This is a genomic window from Lactiplantibacillus daowaiensis (genome assembly GCF_005405085.1).
GTDB classification, from domain to species: Bacteria; Bacillota; Bacilli; order Lactobacillales; family Lactobacillaceae; genus Lactiplantibacillus; species Lactiplantibacillus daowaiensis.
In genome coordinates, this window is record NZ_BJDJ01000025.1 from 14,571 (window position 1) to 31,578 (window position 17,008).

15 protein-coding genes are annotated in these 17,008 nt (G+C 44.1%); 1 reads left to right on the forward strand and 14 read right to left on the reverse strand.

All coding sequences use genetic code 11. From position 1 onward, the window contains the following. Window positions 1-31: 31 nt before the first annotated feature. The 4 genes from FFM75_RS12635 to rpsO form a co-directional block, all read right to left on the reverse strand. Window positions 32-1,762 carry a ribonuclease J gene (locus tag FFM75_RS12635; protein WP_137629523.1) on the reverse strand — a complete coding sequence of 577 codons (1,731 nt, stop codon included), beginning with the start codon at window positions 1,760-1,762 and terminating at the stop codon, window positions 32-34. Window positions 1,763-1,777: 15 nt separating this feature from the next. Continuing rightward, complete coding sequence (gene dapA, locus FFM75_RS12640; RefSeq protein WP_137629524.1) at window positions 1,778-2,653, reverse strand: 4-hydroxy-tetrahydrodipicolinate synthase; 876 nt, start codon at window positions 2,651-2,653, stop codon at window positions 1,778-1,780. A 129-nt stretch (window positions 2,654-2,782) separates the two neighbouring features. Further along, window positions 2,783-3,994 (reverse strand): MFS transporter, encoded by a 1,212-nt coding sequence (locus tag FFM75_RS12645; protein ID WP_137629525.1) that lies wholly within the window; start codon window positions 3,992-3,994, stop codon window positions 2,783-2,785. A gap of 146 nt (window positions 3,995-4,140) precedes the next feature. Next, a complete protein-coding gene (rpsO, locus tag FFM75_RS12650; RefSeq protein ID WP_137629526.1) occupies window positions 4,141-4,410 on the reverse strand; it encodes a 30S ribosomal protein S15 in 270 nt (89 codons plus the stop codon). Window positions 4,411-4,647: 237 nt separating this feature from the next. Between rpsO and rpsT the strand changes: the two genes are divergently transcribed. Beyond that, on the forward strand, window positions 4,648-4,902 hold the full coding sequence (gene rpsT, locus FFM75_RS12655) for a 30S ribosomal protein S20 (RefSeq protein ID WP_137629527.1): 255 nt from the start codon (window positions 4,648-4,650) through the stop codon (window positions 4,900-4,902). Window positions 4,903-4,995: 93 nt separating this feature from the next. On the opposite strand, the gene holA is transcribed toward rpsT, so the two are convergent. From holA to FFM75_RS12705, 10 genes are all read right to left on the reverse strand, one after another. Continuing rightward, entirely contained in the window at window positions 4,996-6,018 is a 1,023-nt protein-coding gene (gene holA / locus FFM75_RS12660; protein ID WP_137629528.1) for a DNA polymerase III subunit delta, read from the reverse strand. Beyond that, window positions 5,996-8,257: a DNA internalization-related competence protein ComEC/Rec2 gene (locus FFM75_RS12665; protein ID WP_223876682.1), complete on the reverse strand. Its 2,262-nt coding sequence runs from the start codon at window positions 8,255-8,257 to the stop codon at window positions 5,996-5,998. The genes holA and FFM75_RS12665 overlap by 23 nt, the downstream gene beginning before the upstream one ends. Before the next feature lie 30 nt (window positions 8,258-8,287). Beyond that, window positions 8,288-8,773 carry a ComE operon protein 2 gene (locus FFM75_RS12670; RefSeq protein ID WP_137629530.1) on the reverse strand — a complete coding sequence of 162 codons (486 nt, stop codon included), beginning with the start codon at window positions 8,771-8,773 and terminating at the stop codon, window positions 8,288-8,290. Window positions 8,774-8,826: 53 nt separating this feature from the next. Then, window positions 8,827-9,579, reverse strand: a complete 753-nt coding sequence (locus FFM75_RS12675; protein ID WP_137629531.1) for a helix-hairpin-helix domain-containing protein — start codon at window positions 9,577-9,579, stop codon at window positions 8,827-8,829. A gap of 91 nt (window positions 9,580-9,670) precedes the next feature. After that, window positions 9,671-10,714, reverse strand: a complete 1,044-nt coding sequence (locus FFM75_RS12680) for a SepM family pheromone-processing serine protease (RefSeq protein WP_137629532.1) — start codon at window positions 10,712-10,714, stop codon at window positions 9,671-9,673. Then, the gene (gene coaD, locus FFM75_RS12685) at window positions 10,707-11,198 is read right to left on the reverse strand and encodes a pantetheine-phosphate adenylyltransferase (protein ID WP_137629533.1); all 492 of its coding nucleotides are present in this window, start codon (window positions 11,196-11,198) and stop codon (window positions 10,707-10,709) included. Before coaD ends, FFM75_RS12680 begins: the two co-directional genes overlap by 8 nt. Then, entirely contained in the window at window positions 11,195-11,764 is a 570-nt protein-coding gene (rsmD, locus tag FFM75_RS12690) for a 16S rRNA (guanine(966)-N(2))-methyltransferase RsmD (RefSeq protein WP_137629534.1), read from the reverse strand. The genes coaD and rsmD overlap by 4 nt, the downstream gene beginning before the upstream one ends. A 16-nt stretch (window positions 11,765-11,780) precedes the next feature. Beyond that, on the reverse strand, window positions 11,781-12,077 hold the full coding sequence (locus FFM75_RS12695) for a YlbG family protein (protein WP_137629535.1): 297 nt from the start codon (window positions 12,075-12,077) through the stop codon (window positions 11,781-11,783). 111 nt (window positions 12,078-12,188) lie between these two features. Beyond that, window positions 12,189-15,620: a pyruvate carboxylase gene (locus FFM75_RS12700; RefSeq protein ID WP_137629536.1), complete on the reverse strand. Its 3,432-nt coding sequence runs from the start codon at window positions 15,618-15,620 to the stop codon at window positions 12,189-12,191. Between the two features lie 31 nt (window positions 15,621-15,651). Next, entirely contained in the window at window positions 15,652-16,818 is a 1,167-nt protein-coding gene (locus tag FFM75_RS12705) for an FtsW/RodA/SpoVE family cell cycle protein (RefSeq protein ID WP_137629549.1), read from the reverse strand. Window positions 16,819-17,008: the final 190 nt, after the last annotated feature.

Genomic DNA, 17,008 nt, shown 5'->3' on the forward strand with positions numbered 1-17,008 from the left:
GCCGGGTACTTAGCCCCGACTAAAATTTTGCTTACGCTTCAGTTTCTGTTTCGACTTCATCTTGAGCCGTTGTTTTGGCTTTCTTATGGCGCCGATGGTGTTGATTAACTTCCATAATCACAGGTAGAATCACCGGATGTCGTTTCGTTTGATCCCATAAATAATGGTTCAACTTCTCACGAACAGCTTGCTTTAAATGACCCCAGTCAAATTCTTTATTATCCAAGTTTTCCTGAACTGTTTTCTTAACCAATTCAGCACTTTCTTGCATTAAGTCTTTACTAGTTTTGACATAAACAAAGCCGCGTGACGTGATTTTAGGTGTTGCAATAATCTTCTTTTTCTTACGATCAATCGTCACAACTGCTACAAAGATCCCATCTTCCGACAAGATTTTCCGATCGCGTAACACAATATTACCAATGTCACCGACACCGATACCATCAATCATCGTATCGCCAACCTCAATTGAGCCAGCTAAATGCATCGTGTCACCATCATAGCGTAGTTGATCACCTTTAGCCGCAATAAAGATATGGTCATCTGGGATCCCCACTTCTTTAGCAAATTCGGCATGTGCATCTAATAACCGATATTCCCCTTGAATTGGGATAAAGTACTTAGGCTTCATCAGATTCATCATTAGTTGTAAATCACGCTTCGTTGCATGACCCGATGAATTCATGTCATCGGCAATGGCTTTAACATCGGCACCGGCCCGATAAATCATATCGCGCGTCTTAGCGACAACAGTTTCCATTGAATGTGAAGGTGTTGTGGTAATAAAGACCAAATCACCAGCCTCAATATTAACTTTACCTTCTTGCTTATTTGACATGCGTTGCAAGGCCTTGATAGGTTCACCCATCCGACCAGTTTGTAAAATCACAACTTCCGAAGGATCTAGCTTTTCGATTGCCTTTAATGGCACAACCACATCTTCAGGCATCCGTAACTTACCTAGCTTAACCGCGGTGTTAACGATGCTTTCAACATCACCTGGCATCATCGCCACTTTACGACCAGACTTTTCAGCCGCATCTAGCACTTGTTGTACCCGTAAAATATTGGATGCAACTGACGCCACAATGATTCGGCCATTATGATACTTAAAGGCTTCCAAAACATAGGCGGCAATTTCGCGTTCACTAACCGGTTGTTCAAAGTTTTCAGCGCTAGCAGAATCACTTAAAAGTGCCAAAACACCTTTTGAACCGACTTCAGCTAATCGTGCAAAATCGGTTTGATAATCAGCCGTTGCAGTTTGGTCAAACTTAAAATCACCCGTGTAAACAACTTGACCGGCATCTGTTTGTAACACGATCCCCATTGAGTCGGGAATTGAATGTGTTGTCCGGAAAAACGAAACCGTCACGTTACCGAAATCGATTTCCGTTTTTTCGTCAACAATATGGAAGTCATTGAATTGCTTAACTTGCGGATCCTTTTGTAACTGAATTTTAGCCAATTCAATCGTTAATTCAGATCCGAATACTGGCACGTTAAATTCATTTAAGAAATATGGTAACGCTCCGATAGCATCCGCATGACCATGAGTTAAGAAAACACCCACGATTCGATCAGCATTTTCACGCAAATAACTGAAGTCCGGAATAACAATATCAATACCTAAGAGTTCATTTTCCGGGTATTTAAGCCCACAGTCTAAGATATAAATATCCTCATCGACTTCAACGGCATACATATTCTTGCCGTTTTCACGTACCCCACCAAAGGGGGTAATCTGTACATTACTACTCAATTATTTCACCTTGATTCATTTAATATTAAGCGTTTGATATAGCTTACGTTCTTGTTCAACAGTTAATGGTAAGATTGGTAACCGGGGATCCCCCACCGGTTGGCCTAAATGGTTTAACGCTGCTTTAACTGGCGATGGCGATGGTGCGCTAAAAAGCGCACTCATCTTAGGCGTTAAATCACGTTGATATTTCGCTGCTGTGGCAACATCACCAGTAGCAACGGCTTGATACATGGCGGTCATTTCATCGCCATATAAATGACTGGCCACTGAAATGACACCGGCGCCACCAATTTCCTTAGCCGCTAAGCTTTGGGCATCTTCACCTGTATATACTAAGAAGTCTGCTGGCGCATTTTCAACTAGTGCCCCATATTCTTCCATCGATGCACATTGCTTGATCCCAATGATATTAGGATTTTTAGCTAATTCCAAAACTGTATTGACTGCCATTTTAACGATAACCCGCCCAGGAATATTGTAAATAATTACGGGTAAGCCACCTTGATCGGCAATTGCCGTAAAATGCGCAATCATCCCAGCTTGGTTAGGTTTATTATAGTAAGGGACAACAACTAACGCTGCATCGATGCCCTTAATCGCACTCACCTTTTTAGTAAAGTCAATTGTTGCTGCAGTATTATTCGAACCAGTCCCAGCAACAATTGGCACTCGACCAGCAACAATCTCAGCCGTCTTCGTTAACAAATGTAGCTTTTCAGCTTCGGATAACGTTGGGGCTTCACCAGTTGTACCACCGACGATTAAGCCTTGGGTCCCATGGGCCAACAAGTGTTCAATCAAACTACTTAAGCGTTCGTCATCAATTTGTTGCTGATCATCAAATGGTGTCACCATTGCGGTCATTAAATCAACATTTTCAAAGTTCATGAATTAAAACTCCTTATTATAAAATTTTACAAATACCATTGTATTTGTGCCGAATAAGTAACTCACCCCAGTTTACCACATTTTTACAGAAAGCCATAGCAGACCGTGGGACTGGGATACATCCCTATTTTATAAGACGTTATTCATGACTTTTTGCCGTCGAAAATAATACCACCATAATCCAAGCGCAATCATTTCAAGGCCACCGGTCACTAAAAATATCGGTTGGTAGCCCCAATGATTAGCAACAATCGCTGCCATCCCAGGCCCAATCACGTTACCACAAGCTTGGGCCGATTGATTATAGCTAAAGACACGACCAAAAACCGACCGCGGCACACTTTGAACGGTCATCACTTGTAGTGCCGGTAACAAAGCAGCATCTGCAATGCCCAAAACAAAGCGCAAGCCAATCAATTGCCAGACAGTTGTGACTAAACTCGTTAATAGTAAAACAATAATCGCTAAGCCAAAGAACCATTGCAAACACTGCTTAGCCCCCACTCGATCCAATAATCGGCCAACTTGATTAGCCATCAGAATCGTCGCTAAGCCAGGTGCGGCCGCGACAATCCCGGTCATGATAACGACCTGATGCGGGGCATTTGGCAACAACTGACGCACAAATAAACTTAAAATCGGCGTGACGGCATTAGTCGTCGCTTGAATGACCAACAATGACGTTAACAACGCCACAAAAAACGGCACCCCTAATTGTTGAATCACCGGTTTAAGTGGTGGTAATGCTTGTCGTTTAATTGGCGTGACGTCTTCTTGTACGCCCCACCACGTTAAGATAAAAACACCCCCCATTAAACAACCAGTCACTAAAAAGGCCCCACGATAACCGACTGTACTCGCTAACACGCCGCCAAGTAACGGTCCTAGTAAAGTCCCGGTAATGCTACCAGTGACTAACTTACTCAGTAATCTCCCGCGATGTTCAGCAGGTGCTGTTAATGAAATCAACGCATTCGCATTATTAATGTAGCCGGAAAATGCGCCTTGTAACGCCCTTAAAATCAATAACACGGTCACATTGGGAGCTAGGCCAACACCAATAATGGTCATTGTCATCATACCGGCTGCCCGCAAACACATCAATTTACGTCCTTTTTGATCCGCTAAGCGTCCCCATAACGGGGCCACAAGTGCCTTACACGCATAAGTAATTGCAAAAGCCAACGCACCCAGTAAATTTAACTGTGCCGTAGTAAAGGCCCCCAAAGTGGCGATATACAGCACAATAAAAGGTAAGGTCATCGCATTACCTAAATCTGTGATCAAACTACCAAACCATAAAATTCGAAAGTTACGGGTTAAATCGGTGCTTTTTTGCATTGCTCATCATTCCTTTAAGTTCTGAATACTTCTAGCATATCGAACAACTGTTTGTAACACGTAAAAGTTATGTATAAATTTGGTAAGTTTTTAATTTTGGTCAAAAAAAAAAGACCGCCAATTGGCAGTCTTTTTGAAATTCAATATTAACGACGAAGACCAAGACTTTGGATTAAGTCGCGGTAACGGTTAACGTCTTCTTTACGTAAGTAAGCTAATAAGTTACGACGATGACCGATCTTCTTCATCAACCCACGTTGTGAATGAAAATCTTTCTTGTGAACACGTAAATGTTCGTTTAATTCGTTGATGTCTTCAGTTAAAACTGCAACTTGAACTTCAACTGAACCAGTATCGCCTTCATGACGGCCATATTTGTTAATAAGTTCCGTCTTCTTTTCGCGTGAAATTGCCATGTGTGTCAACCACCTTTCAATTAATTGCCCTAAACTGAGTAAATCGTTGGTGGTGCTCGATAAACTAAGTAAAGGGTTGCTGAACACTTGATATAGTCTAGCAAACTAAACCCTAAAAAGCAAGTTCCACGACATATCAAGATAAATTACTTTACACATAACAGTTGCAATCAGGCCGGGGCTTATGTATAATAGCATTTGTTGAGAAAAAGTTGGTCCTTGATGGAGGTGAATCTGATGCCAATTATCAAATCCGCTATTGAACGCGTGAAAACAAACAATAAAGCAAACGTCCGGAACACCGCACAAATGAGTGCAATGCGGACTGCTGTTAAAAAATTCGAAAATGCTAAAACTGCCGGCGCCGAAAACGTCGATGATTTATACTTAGCAGCCGTTAGTGCTGTTGACAAAGCTGCTACTAAGGGGCTTATCAAACGTAACAAGGCTGCCCGTGACAAGTCACGGATGGCTGCTCGTTACGCTAAGTAAAGTGCATTGCGACTCCCAAGCTTCCGCTTAGGAGTTTTTTTATACCTAAAAAGGCTTGGTCAACAGTGATTGTTGACCAAGCCTTTTTGAATTTTACCGAACTTTGGTTGTGCGCCGTTCATTCACAAATTGTACCATGAACAATTCAAATAATAATTCTGGATCGCGTTGGGTGGTTTTCATTTGCACTTCGGTCTGTAACAGTCCCAAGTAAGCAGCCCGTAAAGCAGTTTGATTAAATTGCCGTACCGTTTGCATCGCTAATTTAACCCGGTAAGGATGTACTTTCAACGTACTAGCCAGACTCCCCTGACTATACCCAGCCCGCTCTAAAATTTTTACTTGCAGTAACACCCGAAATTGCCCTAGTAAAATGGCATTGATTTTTAATGGTGCTTCTTGTGCCGTTACTAACTCATGATATAGTTCAACTGCAGCCTGTGTTTGGTACCGCAAAACGTCATTAACTAAATCAAATACGTTTTGGGTTAAAGACTTGGTTACCAGTGCATCAACTGCGGCTAAGTCGATGCGTTGTGATTGCGCCGCATAAATCATTAACTTCGGCAACTGCGCCATAATTAAGCCCAGTTGACCGTCCGTTCGACTCATTAATTCTTGAAACGCGGCTGGTTCCATCGTAATCTTTTGCTTTTGTAATGCAGCTTGCACATAGTCTTGGGTCTCACGTTCTGAAACTTGATTGATTTCAGCTACCGTCGCCTGCTTCTTTAAGGTTTTAACCAGCTTTTTTCGGGCATCTAGCTTCTCATACGGTGCCATTAATACCAGAATCGTTGCTGGTTCAGGATTTTCAAAATATTTTTGTAAGGCCTCTAAATCATGGTCAACTTTACTTTTTTTATTTTCACCTGTTAAAAAATAGGGATGGTTGATAAAGACTAACCGGCGCTCACCAAAAAACGGCGCCGACATCGCATCATCTAACGCGACGGCGACCGGCGTGGTTTCCATATCGTAGCTCCCCACGTTCATTGTTTGTTCTTCAGTCGGAATTAATTGTAAAAAACGTTGTTTTAACTGGTCCGCCAAATAATCAACGGTCCCTAAAACGACATAAATCGACTTTAATTTACCGGCTTGGAGTTCCTGCATGACTTGCTGCGCGTTGATAAAAATTACCTTCCTTCAAAAATGTCTCCCAATACCCAGCAGTCCCCCAACCATAATGATATGAAATCATCCCTTGCAACGCCGTCGAATACGTCAAAATACCCTGTTGTTGCAACGTTTGCAAGGTCTCTAGGTTCGGATGTCCATAACGATTATGTCGCCCAGCGGAAATAATCCCGCGCCGTACACCTAACTGCTGTAACGCCTGTGGATCTGAAGACGTCTTACTACCATGATGGCCTAATTTTAACACATCGACTTTCAATTGCGGGTACCGTTGCACAATGGCCCGCTCCCCAGCGCGATCCAAATCACCAGTGAACATAAACTGGTGTTGGCCAAATTTGCCAGTCAACACTAGTGAATCTTCATTTTCAGCTGGACCAGGTTCAAATGGATGAACTGCCGTTAACCGGCCCCCAGCAAACTGTTGGCCGGCTAAGGCTTCCACTATTTTAACTGGCTGCATCGCTTGTTGAATCAGCTTTTGAAATTTAGGGATATTAGCCATTCCAGCCGGGACAACGATTTGCTTTACCGGCATCAACTGGAGCAACGCCCCCAAATCACCGATATGATCAACGTCTTTATGCGATAAATAGACGGTATCTAAACGACTGATACCTAGCCGATGTAAGTAATTCACGGTAATCGTTGCCACCCGTGGTCTGGGCTGACTATCGGCAGCCCAAGCCGGTGTTGGAAATTGCAACCGTCCACCAGTATCAATTAAACTGACTTGCCGGTTGAATGGTTCGCGAATCAAGATAGCGTCCCCTTGACCAATATCGATAAATTGTACTGCACCTTGTAGTGGCCAACGCCGACCCAAAATCAAGCCGAGATAGCCGCACAGCAACGTTCGCCAAAGCCAACGACTTGGCCGTCTAAGGACCCATAATGTCACTAACGCCAGGCCCCAGGCTAGCCAGGTTGGTGGTTGCCCCACTGTCAATAGCCCTGGCAACTGCCCAATCCAGTTTAAACTCGTTTGAAATAAAGCCAACCACCAATCACACCATTGCGCCACGACCGGTTGCCATAATCCGATACTTGCCCCAATAATGGTTAACGGTAACAAGCACCAACTAAAAATTGGCGCTACGACTAAGTTGACCAAGATCGTCAGTAGGTGCCATTGCGCAGTCGCCATCAAAATTACCGGTAGCCCAATCAGTTGTACCCAAATGCTTAACCGCCAGGCTGGCATTGTTGGCACCAACAGTAATAACAAGGCTAGTCCATAACTTAACTGGCCGCCAAGTTGTAATAAGACGAGTGGATTCAGCCAAATACCAATGATCAAGGCAACACTCCAGCCGGCCAAAGCATGACCCCGATGACCAGTTAGCCATTGCCACATTAGCGGCAACCAAGCGGTCAACACCGCCCGTTGCAAACTATCAGCACCACCACCTAGAACTAAATATAGCGGTAACAACCCCAACAACCAATAATTGATTGCAGTTTGACTGCAATGCAAACGGACAAGCCCCCATCGCAACATGCCCATAAACAAAATCACATGCATCCCTGACAAACTGAACAAGTGCAATAATCCGAGTTGCTGCACCGCCGTCATTTGTGTCTGAAATTCACTTGGCCGCATCCCGACCAATAAACTAGTCGCATACAACTGTAACGTCGCCGGTAACTTACCAGCTGCGCGGACAAAAGCTTGTCGCAACTGATGTAACCAATCTAACAAGCCGAAAAAGCCAGTTCGTGGCGCTAATGACACGGCTGAAACCGCCTGAATCGTCACTTGATGATAAATCCGGCGGCCCCGATAATAAGCTGGTGCATCAAATTGACCAGGATTAGTTGGCGGTGGAATTGGCGATAATTCCCCTTGAACCTGCCAGCTGGTTCGTTTTGCGAAAGCTAGCAATCGTTGCTTTTCAGCCGCTGACTTCAACCGACCATAACCAATGACTCGCCCGACCGAACTCGTCCCGATAAGCTGGTATTGGCTCCCTTTAACACTGACTTGGTCTGGTTGAACTGTCATAGTCAGTGCTGTCGTTGTCGGTAGCGTCTGCGTCACTTGCTGATAGCGCTGTTGTTGCCACCACAGCCAACCGGCAGTGCTCGCCGTAATCGCAAGTGTCAGGCCTAACGTTTTCCGGTCACGTAAACAACCGACTCGAATGAGCCAAAGGACAACTAAGCTGGCTGCCAGCCATTGTTGACCGACTAACCAGCTACTTAACAGTCCCACACTAATCGCCGCAAAGAAAAGCCGCGACACCTAGTTGTGATTTAATAAAATTTGGTCAAGTCCCAACTTATCTAAATCGGTTTGATCAAATTCAACTTGTTGTAACGCCACTTGTTTGCGTTTGATCAACGCCATGGCATAATCGTCATTATGATAATTACGTAAATAGTGAATCTTAGTAATCCCAGCTTGCAACAACATTTTTGTGCATTGCAAACATGGAAAATCTGTCACATAAATTTCGGCACCATCCGTCGCAGCACCAAACTTCGCACATTGCAAAATCGCGTTCATTTCCGCATGGATCGTTCGCATACAATGACCGTCAACTAAATAACACCCTTCGTCAATACAATGCACATCGCCGGAAACAGACCCATTATAGCCACCTGCAATAATCCGTTTATCACGCACGATCGTTGCCCCAACAGATAACCGTTCACACGTACTCCGCGTTGATAACAACACCGCTTGCATCATAAAATATTGATCCCATGGAATTCGTTGATCTTTCATTAATTTTGCCTCGCTTTCAATAGCAGTAGTATACCAAATTGTTAGGCCAGCGACTAGACCGTCAGCTGACTACGAAACTTTTCAAGCGTCTTATCGCCAATCCCAGACACTTGTTTTAAATCGTCGACCGACTTAAAACCATCATGCGTATCACGATATTCAATAATCTTCTCAGCCTTCTTTTGTCCCACGCCCGACAATTGTTGTAATTCTGTCACGTTAGCGGTATTCAAATTGATTTGCGTGCCACCATTACCACCAGTCGAACTACTGCTGGCGGCTGTTTTAGTGCCACTTGTCGTTGCTACTGGACCGCTACTATTAGCGGTCCCGGTTGTGCTTCCAGCTACTGATGCGCTTTTTTCACCTTTTTTAGGGACATAAATGACTTGTTGATCCGTCACCTTTTCAGCTAGATTCACTTGTAAGCGGTCGGCCTTAGGTGCTAAACCCTTTGCCATCGCAATGACATCAGCGACCCGCATCGAGGCTTTCACCTGATAAATTCCAGGTTGGTGAACCGCGCCCTTAACATCGACGTACATTGGACCACTGCTACTACTAGTTGTCGCGGCGGCCCCCCGCTGAGTTGCAGTCGGGGCGGCCGTTGCCGATGAACGACTACTACCAGCTGCTTGACTTGGTAATACTTGACTACTCGCTAAGGCGGCATCGCCCACCACTGGCGCCGGTCGTTGCGCTAGATGTAAAATGACCATCAAACTCATCAAGATGGCGCCGCCACCACCCAAGATCCACGCCAGCCGCGGATGCGCTTTTAGCCAGGCTAAGACATTAGTTTCCATTCCTTCAATCACCCTTTCAACACTTAGCTACGTATTATTATCAATGTTACTTTTCCGCACAAAAAAAGATTTAAGCAAATTGCTCAAATCTTTAATGGGTTTCTAAATAGTGTACAGCTTGTTTAAAGGTTGTCACCGGAACGACCTTTAAATTTGGCGCATATTTTTTAGCCGTTGCTTTAGCTAATTGATAATTGGTTTGATGGTCTTCTTCCAACGCTAAGACGGCCTTAGTCGGCTTAACATACGGGGCAAAGAAAATCGTCGCGCCAGCTTTTTTAGCTGCGATAATTTTCTTATCAATCCCACCGATTTCACCAACTGAACCATCTGGGTTAATCGTCCCAGTACCAGCAATCTTGCGGCCATGTCGCAAATTCTGATTAGTTAGTTGTTGATAAATCTGCAAGCTAAACATTAAGCCCGCTGATGGCCCACCAATATCTCCCGGATCAACTTTAACCGGAATCTTAGTCGTGACTTTCACATTATCAGTCAACGTAATCCCAATACCTGCTCGCTTGGTCGTTAGCTTGATCAACGGCGCAGTCTTCGTCTTAGTCTTACCATTGTGTTGATATGTGATAGTCACACTTTTGCCGACACCTTGTTTGGCAATATAGCGCTGATAGCCTTGGGCATTGCTAAAATGATGCCCATTCACTTTAGTAATCGTATCGCCAACTTTGATTGCCGACTTAAACTTAGATTGCTTTTCCACCTCAAGCACATAAATCCCCCGATAAGTCTTGTGATAACTTGCATGGGCGGCTTGATATGCGGTGGCGATAGCTTCGTTCGTCGCACTGCGCATATAAAAAGCTTGCACTTTATCATAAGTCGCATTATCTTGACCACCCGTGACCTCAGCGGCTGAAACGACTGAATAATGCGGATTTAATTGCGCATATAACCACGTAATCGGTCGTGCTGGTGCCATTAACACCGACGTCAACATGAATTTACCAGCACGCTTATCTGGATGCCCTTTGATCGTGACAAAAGACTTTAGATTGTTGGCACTCCCGGGACCTTCAATATAATAAGGCAGTGGGATCAAGAACAAGCCTAAAATGACGATAATTGCGACTAAGGCTACCCAATATTGACGTAATAACCGTCGTAACTTAGTCATGACGACGTGCCATTAATCGTGCTTGGAGTTTTTCGGCAACCGCATCGGGCACATATTGATGAATATCGGCACCCATCTTACCAACTTCTTTAATCAAACTTGATGAGAAGTACGCATATGGTGGTCGTGCCACTAAACAAACGGTTTCAATTTCAGCATTCAAAGATTGATTCATCCACGCAATATCACGCTCATAACCAAAGTCTTGTTCGTTGCGCAACCCACGAACTAATGCGGTCGCATGTTCTTGCGCCATAAACTCAACCGTTAAACCGGTTGCTGCTTTGACTTCAACATTTGTTAAAGTGGCGACTTCTGCTTGAATCATCGCCACCTTTTCAGCCATCGTAAACAAAGGCTGCTTACTCGTATTGACCATCACTGCCACAATTAAGTGGTCAAATAACCGACTTGCACGTTTAATCAAGTCAAGATGACCACGGGTTACTGGATCAAAGCTGCCTGGAAAAACAGCGATTGTCATGCGTGGTCACCCACTTCCTGTTTTTGATATACCGTAATCACAGTAATACCATAGTCTTGTTGCCGCGTCATCTTAAATCCAGGAATATCGTCGGTCAACGCAGCATGCGTATCCGTTTCACAAATGACCCGACATGCCGGATTTAGCAAACCTAAGTCTTGGCATTTTAAAATATCCGCCACGATTTTTTGTTTCGCATAGGGTGGATCTAAAAATAATAAATCAAAATGCTGGTTTTGTTGGGCGAGACGTTCTAAAGTCCGTTCAGCATCCCCTTTAATCACTTCAAACCGATCCGCAGCTTTGGTCACTGCAATGTTGTCTTTAATCGTTTTAATGGCCTGATACTGACGGTCAATCAAAACCGCATGGTCAACGCCGCGCGAGACCGCTTCAATACTCAAACCACCACTACCAGCAAACATATCTAATGACTGGCCGCCATCAAAATAAGGCCCAATAATGTTAAATAGGGCTTCTTTAACCTTATCAGTCGTCGGCCGGGTCTGCATGCCTGGCACGGCTTTTAAACGCCGGCCTCCAAAATCACCTGCTACAATTCGCATTCGTTAGTCACCAACTTTAATCATCCTCTTCGCTATCGATGCCGGCCTGCGGTTTAAAGAACCCGCGGTCGACGCGTTCACCAAAGTTCATATCAATATCCGGCCGATAAGACGGTTCCACTCGGCGGACAAAATTTAATTTATTCAATTTCACTGTCGCGGGTTGAACTTGTGCTTCATCTAAATATAAAACCACATAGTGCATTTTTCGCGACTGGTATTGAATCGTGCCAAAGCGTTTTAATTGGCGTACTTGTTTCATTGAGTGTAAATAAACAATTAATGCGCGGCGCGGTTTAACGGTAAATTCCATCGTGCTGCCACCTCTTTCTACTATCTTTTAAATGTTAGGCTAGATTGGCAAGTTCGTCAACTAGCAGGGTTAAAAAAAGACCCGCGAACTTAATCGCGGGTCACACCGTCATTATTGCGGCGTAATTTCAATTAACAAGTCATCGGTTTGAATAACATCACCGCCACTAACATAAACATGTTCGATGATGCCATCTTCAGGTGCTTGAATGGTGGTTTCCATCTTCATTGCTTCAGTAACAATCATTGGTTGCCCCTTCTTGACCGTATCACCCTTCTTAACTAAGAGTTTCAAGACTGAGCCACTCATCGTTGCCCCAACTTCATTTTCATTCGTTGGTTCAGCTTTTCTTGTGCTAGAAGCTGTTTGATGAACAGCGTTATCCTTAACCGTGATTTCTTGATTCTGACCATTGATACTAAAGTATAAGGTCCGAATCCCATCCACATCAGGATCACTCAATTGGTTCAACTTAACGATCATTGTCTTACCTTGCGCCAATTCAATATTAACCGTTTCACCTAACCGCATACCTTGGAAGAAGGTTGGTGTATCTAATAAGGAAACATGGCCGTATTGCTTGTGTTCGGCTTGATAATCTAAGAAGACTTTCGGATATAAAATATAACTCAAAACTTCTTGATGATTTGGTTCATGACCTACTAACTTAGCCAATTCAGTCTTAGTTGCGGCAAAATCAGCTGGCTTGGCCAAACTGCCTGGTCGAACCGTCAATGGTTTGTGATCCTTTAAAATAATCTTCTGCAACTTCTTTGGGAAGCCGCCAACTGGTTGCCCAATATTACCGGCAAAGAAGTTGATCACAGAATCTGGGAAATCATACTTACCGCCATGATCATAAACATCATCTGGTGTTAAATCATTTTCCATCATAAACAAGGCCATGTCACCAACCACTTTGGAACTTGGGGTAACCTTAATGATATCACCAAACATGTCATTGACCGTCGCATACATATCCTTAACTTCTTCCCAACGGTCGCCTAACCCAACAGCCTTCGCTTGTTGTTGTAAGTTTGAATATTGACCACCAGGCATTTGTGTTTGATAAATATCCGTTTGTGGCCCAGTCATCCCATTGGAGAAGTCTTGATAATAAGGCCGAACCCCTTGCCAGTAGCGGTTGATGGTTTCAACGTTATTAATATCCACATCCGGTTGCCGATCATTATGTGCCAACGCATAATATAGGGAACTCATTGATGGTTGACTAGTCGTCCCCGATAGTGCACTGGCAGCAACATCCACGACATCGACCCCAGCTTCAACAGCGCGGGCATAGGTAAAGATCCCATTACCAGTCGTATCGTGGGTATGCAGGTGCACGGGCACATCTAGGGCGTCCTTTAAGGTCGAAACAAGTTCATAAGCCCCTTCAGGCTTCAAGACCCCTGCCATATCCTTAATCGCAATAATATCAGCCCCGGTTGATTGCAAATCTAAGGCTAACTGCTTGTAATAAGCCAAGTCATATTTTTGCCGATTAGGGTCCATAATATCGCCGGTATAACAAATCGTCCCTTCAGCAATCTTCCCTGTTTCTTTGACCGCTTGGATACTCTTTTCCATCTGCGGTACCCAGTTCAAACTGTCAAAGATCCGGAAAACATCAATCCCACTTTGCGCTGATTCCAAAATAAATTCACGAATGACGTTATCGGGGTAGTTTTGGTACCCGACAGCATTACTGCCACGGAATAACATTTGGAATAAAGTCCGTGGCATGGCTTGACGTAACTTTTTCAACCGATCCCAAGGATTTTCATTCAAGAAGCGATAAGCCACATCAAAGGTCGCCCCGCCCCACATTTCATATGAGAATAATTGCGGTAAAGCTTTTTGAGAGGCTTCGGCGACCGCCAACATATCTTTAGTCCGCATCCGCGTCGCAAATAAACTTTGATGGGCATCCCGCATCGTGGTATCCGTTAGCAAGACTTCTTTTTGATCTAATAACCAACTTTGAAGACCCGTAACCCCTTTAGCATCTAAGACATCCTTAGCAGTCACGATATCTTTGGCAATTGGCTTAAAGTCATCCTTGAATTCAACGTCTGGATAGTACTTCTTTGAATGTTGCGCCACATCAGCAAAACCGTTAACCGTCACATTCCCAATGTACTTCAACATCTTATCTTCTTGTTGTGTGTCATCTGGGAACTTGAAGAGTTCTGGTTTTTGATCAATAAACCGGGTGCTAGCTTCTCCAGCCTGGAACGTTGGGTCATCGATCACGTTTAACATGAACGGAATGTTCGTCTTAACCCCACGAATATCAAATTCAGTTAAGACCCGACGCATCTTATGCACGGCCGCTTTAAAGTTCCGGGCAACGACACAAGCTTTAACTAACAATGAGTCAAAGTATGGTGTCACAATGGCCCCAGAATACGTATTACCCGCGTCTAACCGCACGCCATTACCACCTGGTGACCGGTATGTCTCAATTCGGCCAGTATCAGGCATAAAATCATTGGCTGGGTCTTCGGTCGTAACCCGACATTGAATCGCTGCACCTTTATACGTTAACGCATCTTGGTGTGGCAAATGCAAGTCTTCAAACAAATCGCCGCCTTGGGCAATCTTTAATTGGGCATGCACAATATCGATTTCGGTAATCATTTCAGTAACCGTGTGTTCAACTTGGACCCGTGGGTTAACTTCCATGAAATAGAATTGATCGCCTTCAACTAAGAATTCAACGGTCGCCGCGTTCAAGTAATGCACGCTCTTCATTAATTCAACCGCCGCATTACAAATCTTTTGCCGTAATTCAATTGGCAATGCCACGGCTGGTGCAAATTCAATGACCTTCTGATTCCGCCGTTGGACGGAACAGTCCCGTTCGAATAAATGCATCACATTACCATGGGCATCCCCTAAAATCTGCACTTCAATGTGCTTAGGATGCGCAATAAATTTTTCTAAGTAAATTTCGTCGTCGCCAAAAGACTGCATCGCTTCAGAACGAGCCCGATCAAAGGCTTCTTGTAATTCAGAAGCTTCATGCACGATCCGCATCCCACGGCCACCACCACCCATGGCAGCTTTAATCATAATTGGAAAGCCATACTTTTGGGTGAATTGAAGGGCTTCATTTAAGCTTTGAACAGGATGTAATGTACTTGGAATCGTTTGAACACCAGCATCTTGTGCCACTTGTTTAGCGGTGATCTTATCCCCAAACATTTCCAATTGTTCTGGCGTTGGCCCCACAAAGGTCAACCCTTCTTCCGCACAACGCCGCGCAAAAGTGGCGTTTTCTGCTAAAAAGCCATAACCAGGATGGATCGCATCCACATGATTTTCTTTAGCAATCCGAATAATGTCTTCAATATCTAAGTAAGCGGCAATTGGTGCCAGGCCTTCACCGACCAAGTACGCTTCATCAGCCTTAAAACGGTGAACAGAAAATTCATCTTCTTTGGCATAAATCGCAACGGTTTGCATGCCGAGTTCATGACACGCCCGGATAACCCGCGTTGCAATTTCACCACGGTTAGCAATTAATACTTTTTTCACCAGAATTCCCTCATTTCCAAATTAGATAAGCTTAACTTTCTTGACGAACAGCGGTTAAACGATGACGCTTTTCACGCGCCGCAATGTTTAACACTAACCCGAGTGACAACGTTAAAACCATCATACTGGACCCCCCGTAACTCATGAACGGGAAAGTAACCCCAGTAATTGGGATCAAACCAACGATCCCACCAACATTGATAAAGGCCTGGATAGTCATAAAAGCGGCTACCCCGTAACAAACCAACGTATTGAACGTACTCGAGGAGCGTACGCCAATATAAATCACCCGCATCACGATAACAGCCAGTAACACCATTATCAATAAGATCCCGATTAAACCGAGTTCTTCAGCGGTAATTGACATAATAAAGTCGGTGTTCGGTTCTGGTAAATAGCCGCGTTTTTGCAAGCTATTCCCAATCCCGACGCCGGTTAAGCCACCATTTGAGATGGCATAATAAGAATTCACCAGTTGGGCCCCATCACCTGACGCGGTCGTAAATGGGTTCATAAACCCAATAAAGCGGCGTAGTTGGTAATGATCAGATAAAACCTTTTGTGGCAAGTGGCTGATCAATGGAACTAAAATCCATTCAAAGCCCATGACAACTGCCGCAAACGAACCGACCCCAATAAAATACGACATCCCACTGGCAAATAAAATCACCGCAGCAATTGCTAAATTAATCGACGCTCCCCCGAAATCGGGTTGAATCACGATTAAGAAGATCATAATTGCCATTAATACGAGTTGCGAGTTTAAGTCCCGTAACTTAACGGTGCCTAATTGACGCTCACGCCGATCCACGATCGCCGCTAAATACACAATTAGATAAAACTTACAAAATTCGGCCGGTTGAATTGACACGGGCCCTAAAACGATCCAGCCCGCCGCCCCATTGATAGATGTCCCAAACATCCGCAATAACAATAAGACGAGCAACATGCCGACCCCGAGTATGCTCCAAAAGCCAATTTGCTTAAAGAACTGCAAATTAATCGCAAGCATAAACATCGTTATCATCAAGCCGATAATCACCCACATACATTGCCGAATTAAATAACTCGTCGGCGATGAGCCGTTATTAGCTGCGACATACGAACTGGCCGAATACACCATCACGATCCCAATCCCACTTAAAATAAAGTACGGAATTAAGATGAGATAATCTAAATAGTGTGCCTGCCGATAAATGGCCTTAAACATGACCTGTAAATCCCTCCATCCAGCATTTAACCATTCCTCAAATCGCACCATTAATTAATGGTTTTAATAAAACTCGCTTGCAACAATTATAGCATAGTCCGAATTGTCACAACCTGTGAAATCATTAATTTGTGGTTAGTTTTTAATTTTTTAATCTTAGCCCCGATTCAGTTTACAG

Bases quoted from the DNA above. Each gene is read 5' to 3' on its own strand.
- coaD (WP_137629533.1), bottom strand. From the start codon at position 11,198: ATGACAATCGCTGTTTTTCCAGGCAGCTTTGATCCAGTAACCCGTGGT.
- dapA (WP_137629524.1), bottom strand. From the start codon at position 2,653: ATGAACTTTGAAAATGTTGATTTAATGACCGCAATGGTGACACCATTT.
- holA (WP_137629528.1), bottom strand. From the start codon at position 6,018: ATGCAGGAACTCCAAGCCGGTAAATTAAAGTCGATTTATGTCGTTTTA.
- rsmD (WP_137629534.1), bottom strand. From the start codon at position 11,764: ATGCGAATTGTAGCAGGTGATTTTGGAGGCCGGCGTTTAAAAGCCGTG.
- FFM75_RS12680 (WP_137629532.1), bottom strand. From the start codon at position 10,714: ATGACTAAGTTACGACGGTTATTACGTCAATATTGGGTAGCCTTAGTC.
- FFM75_RS12670 (WP_137629530.1), bottom strand. From the start codon at position 8,773: ATGAAAGATCAACGAATTCCATGGGATCAATATTTTATGATGCAAGCG.
- FFM75_RS12645 (WP_137629525.1), bottom strand. From the start codon at position 3,994: ATGCAAAAAAGCACCGATTTAACCCGTAACTTTCGAATTTTATGGTTT.
- rpsT (WP_137629527.1), top strand. From the start codon at position 4,648: ATGCCAATTATCAAATCCGCTATTGAACGCGTGAAAACAAACAATAAA.
- FFM75_RS12675 (WP_137629531.1), bottom strand. From the start codon at position 9,579: ATGGAAACTAATGTCTTAGCCTGGCTAAAAGCGCATCCGCGGCTGGCG.
- rpsO (WP_137629526.1), bottom strand. From the start codon at position 4,410: ATGGCAATTTCACGCGAAAAGAAGACGGAACTTATTAACAAATATGGC.
- FFM75_RS12695 (WP_137629535.1), bottom strand. From the start codon at position 12,077: ATGGAATTTACCGTTAAACCGCGCCGCGCATTAATTGTTTATTTACAC.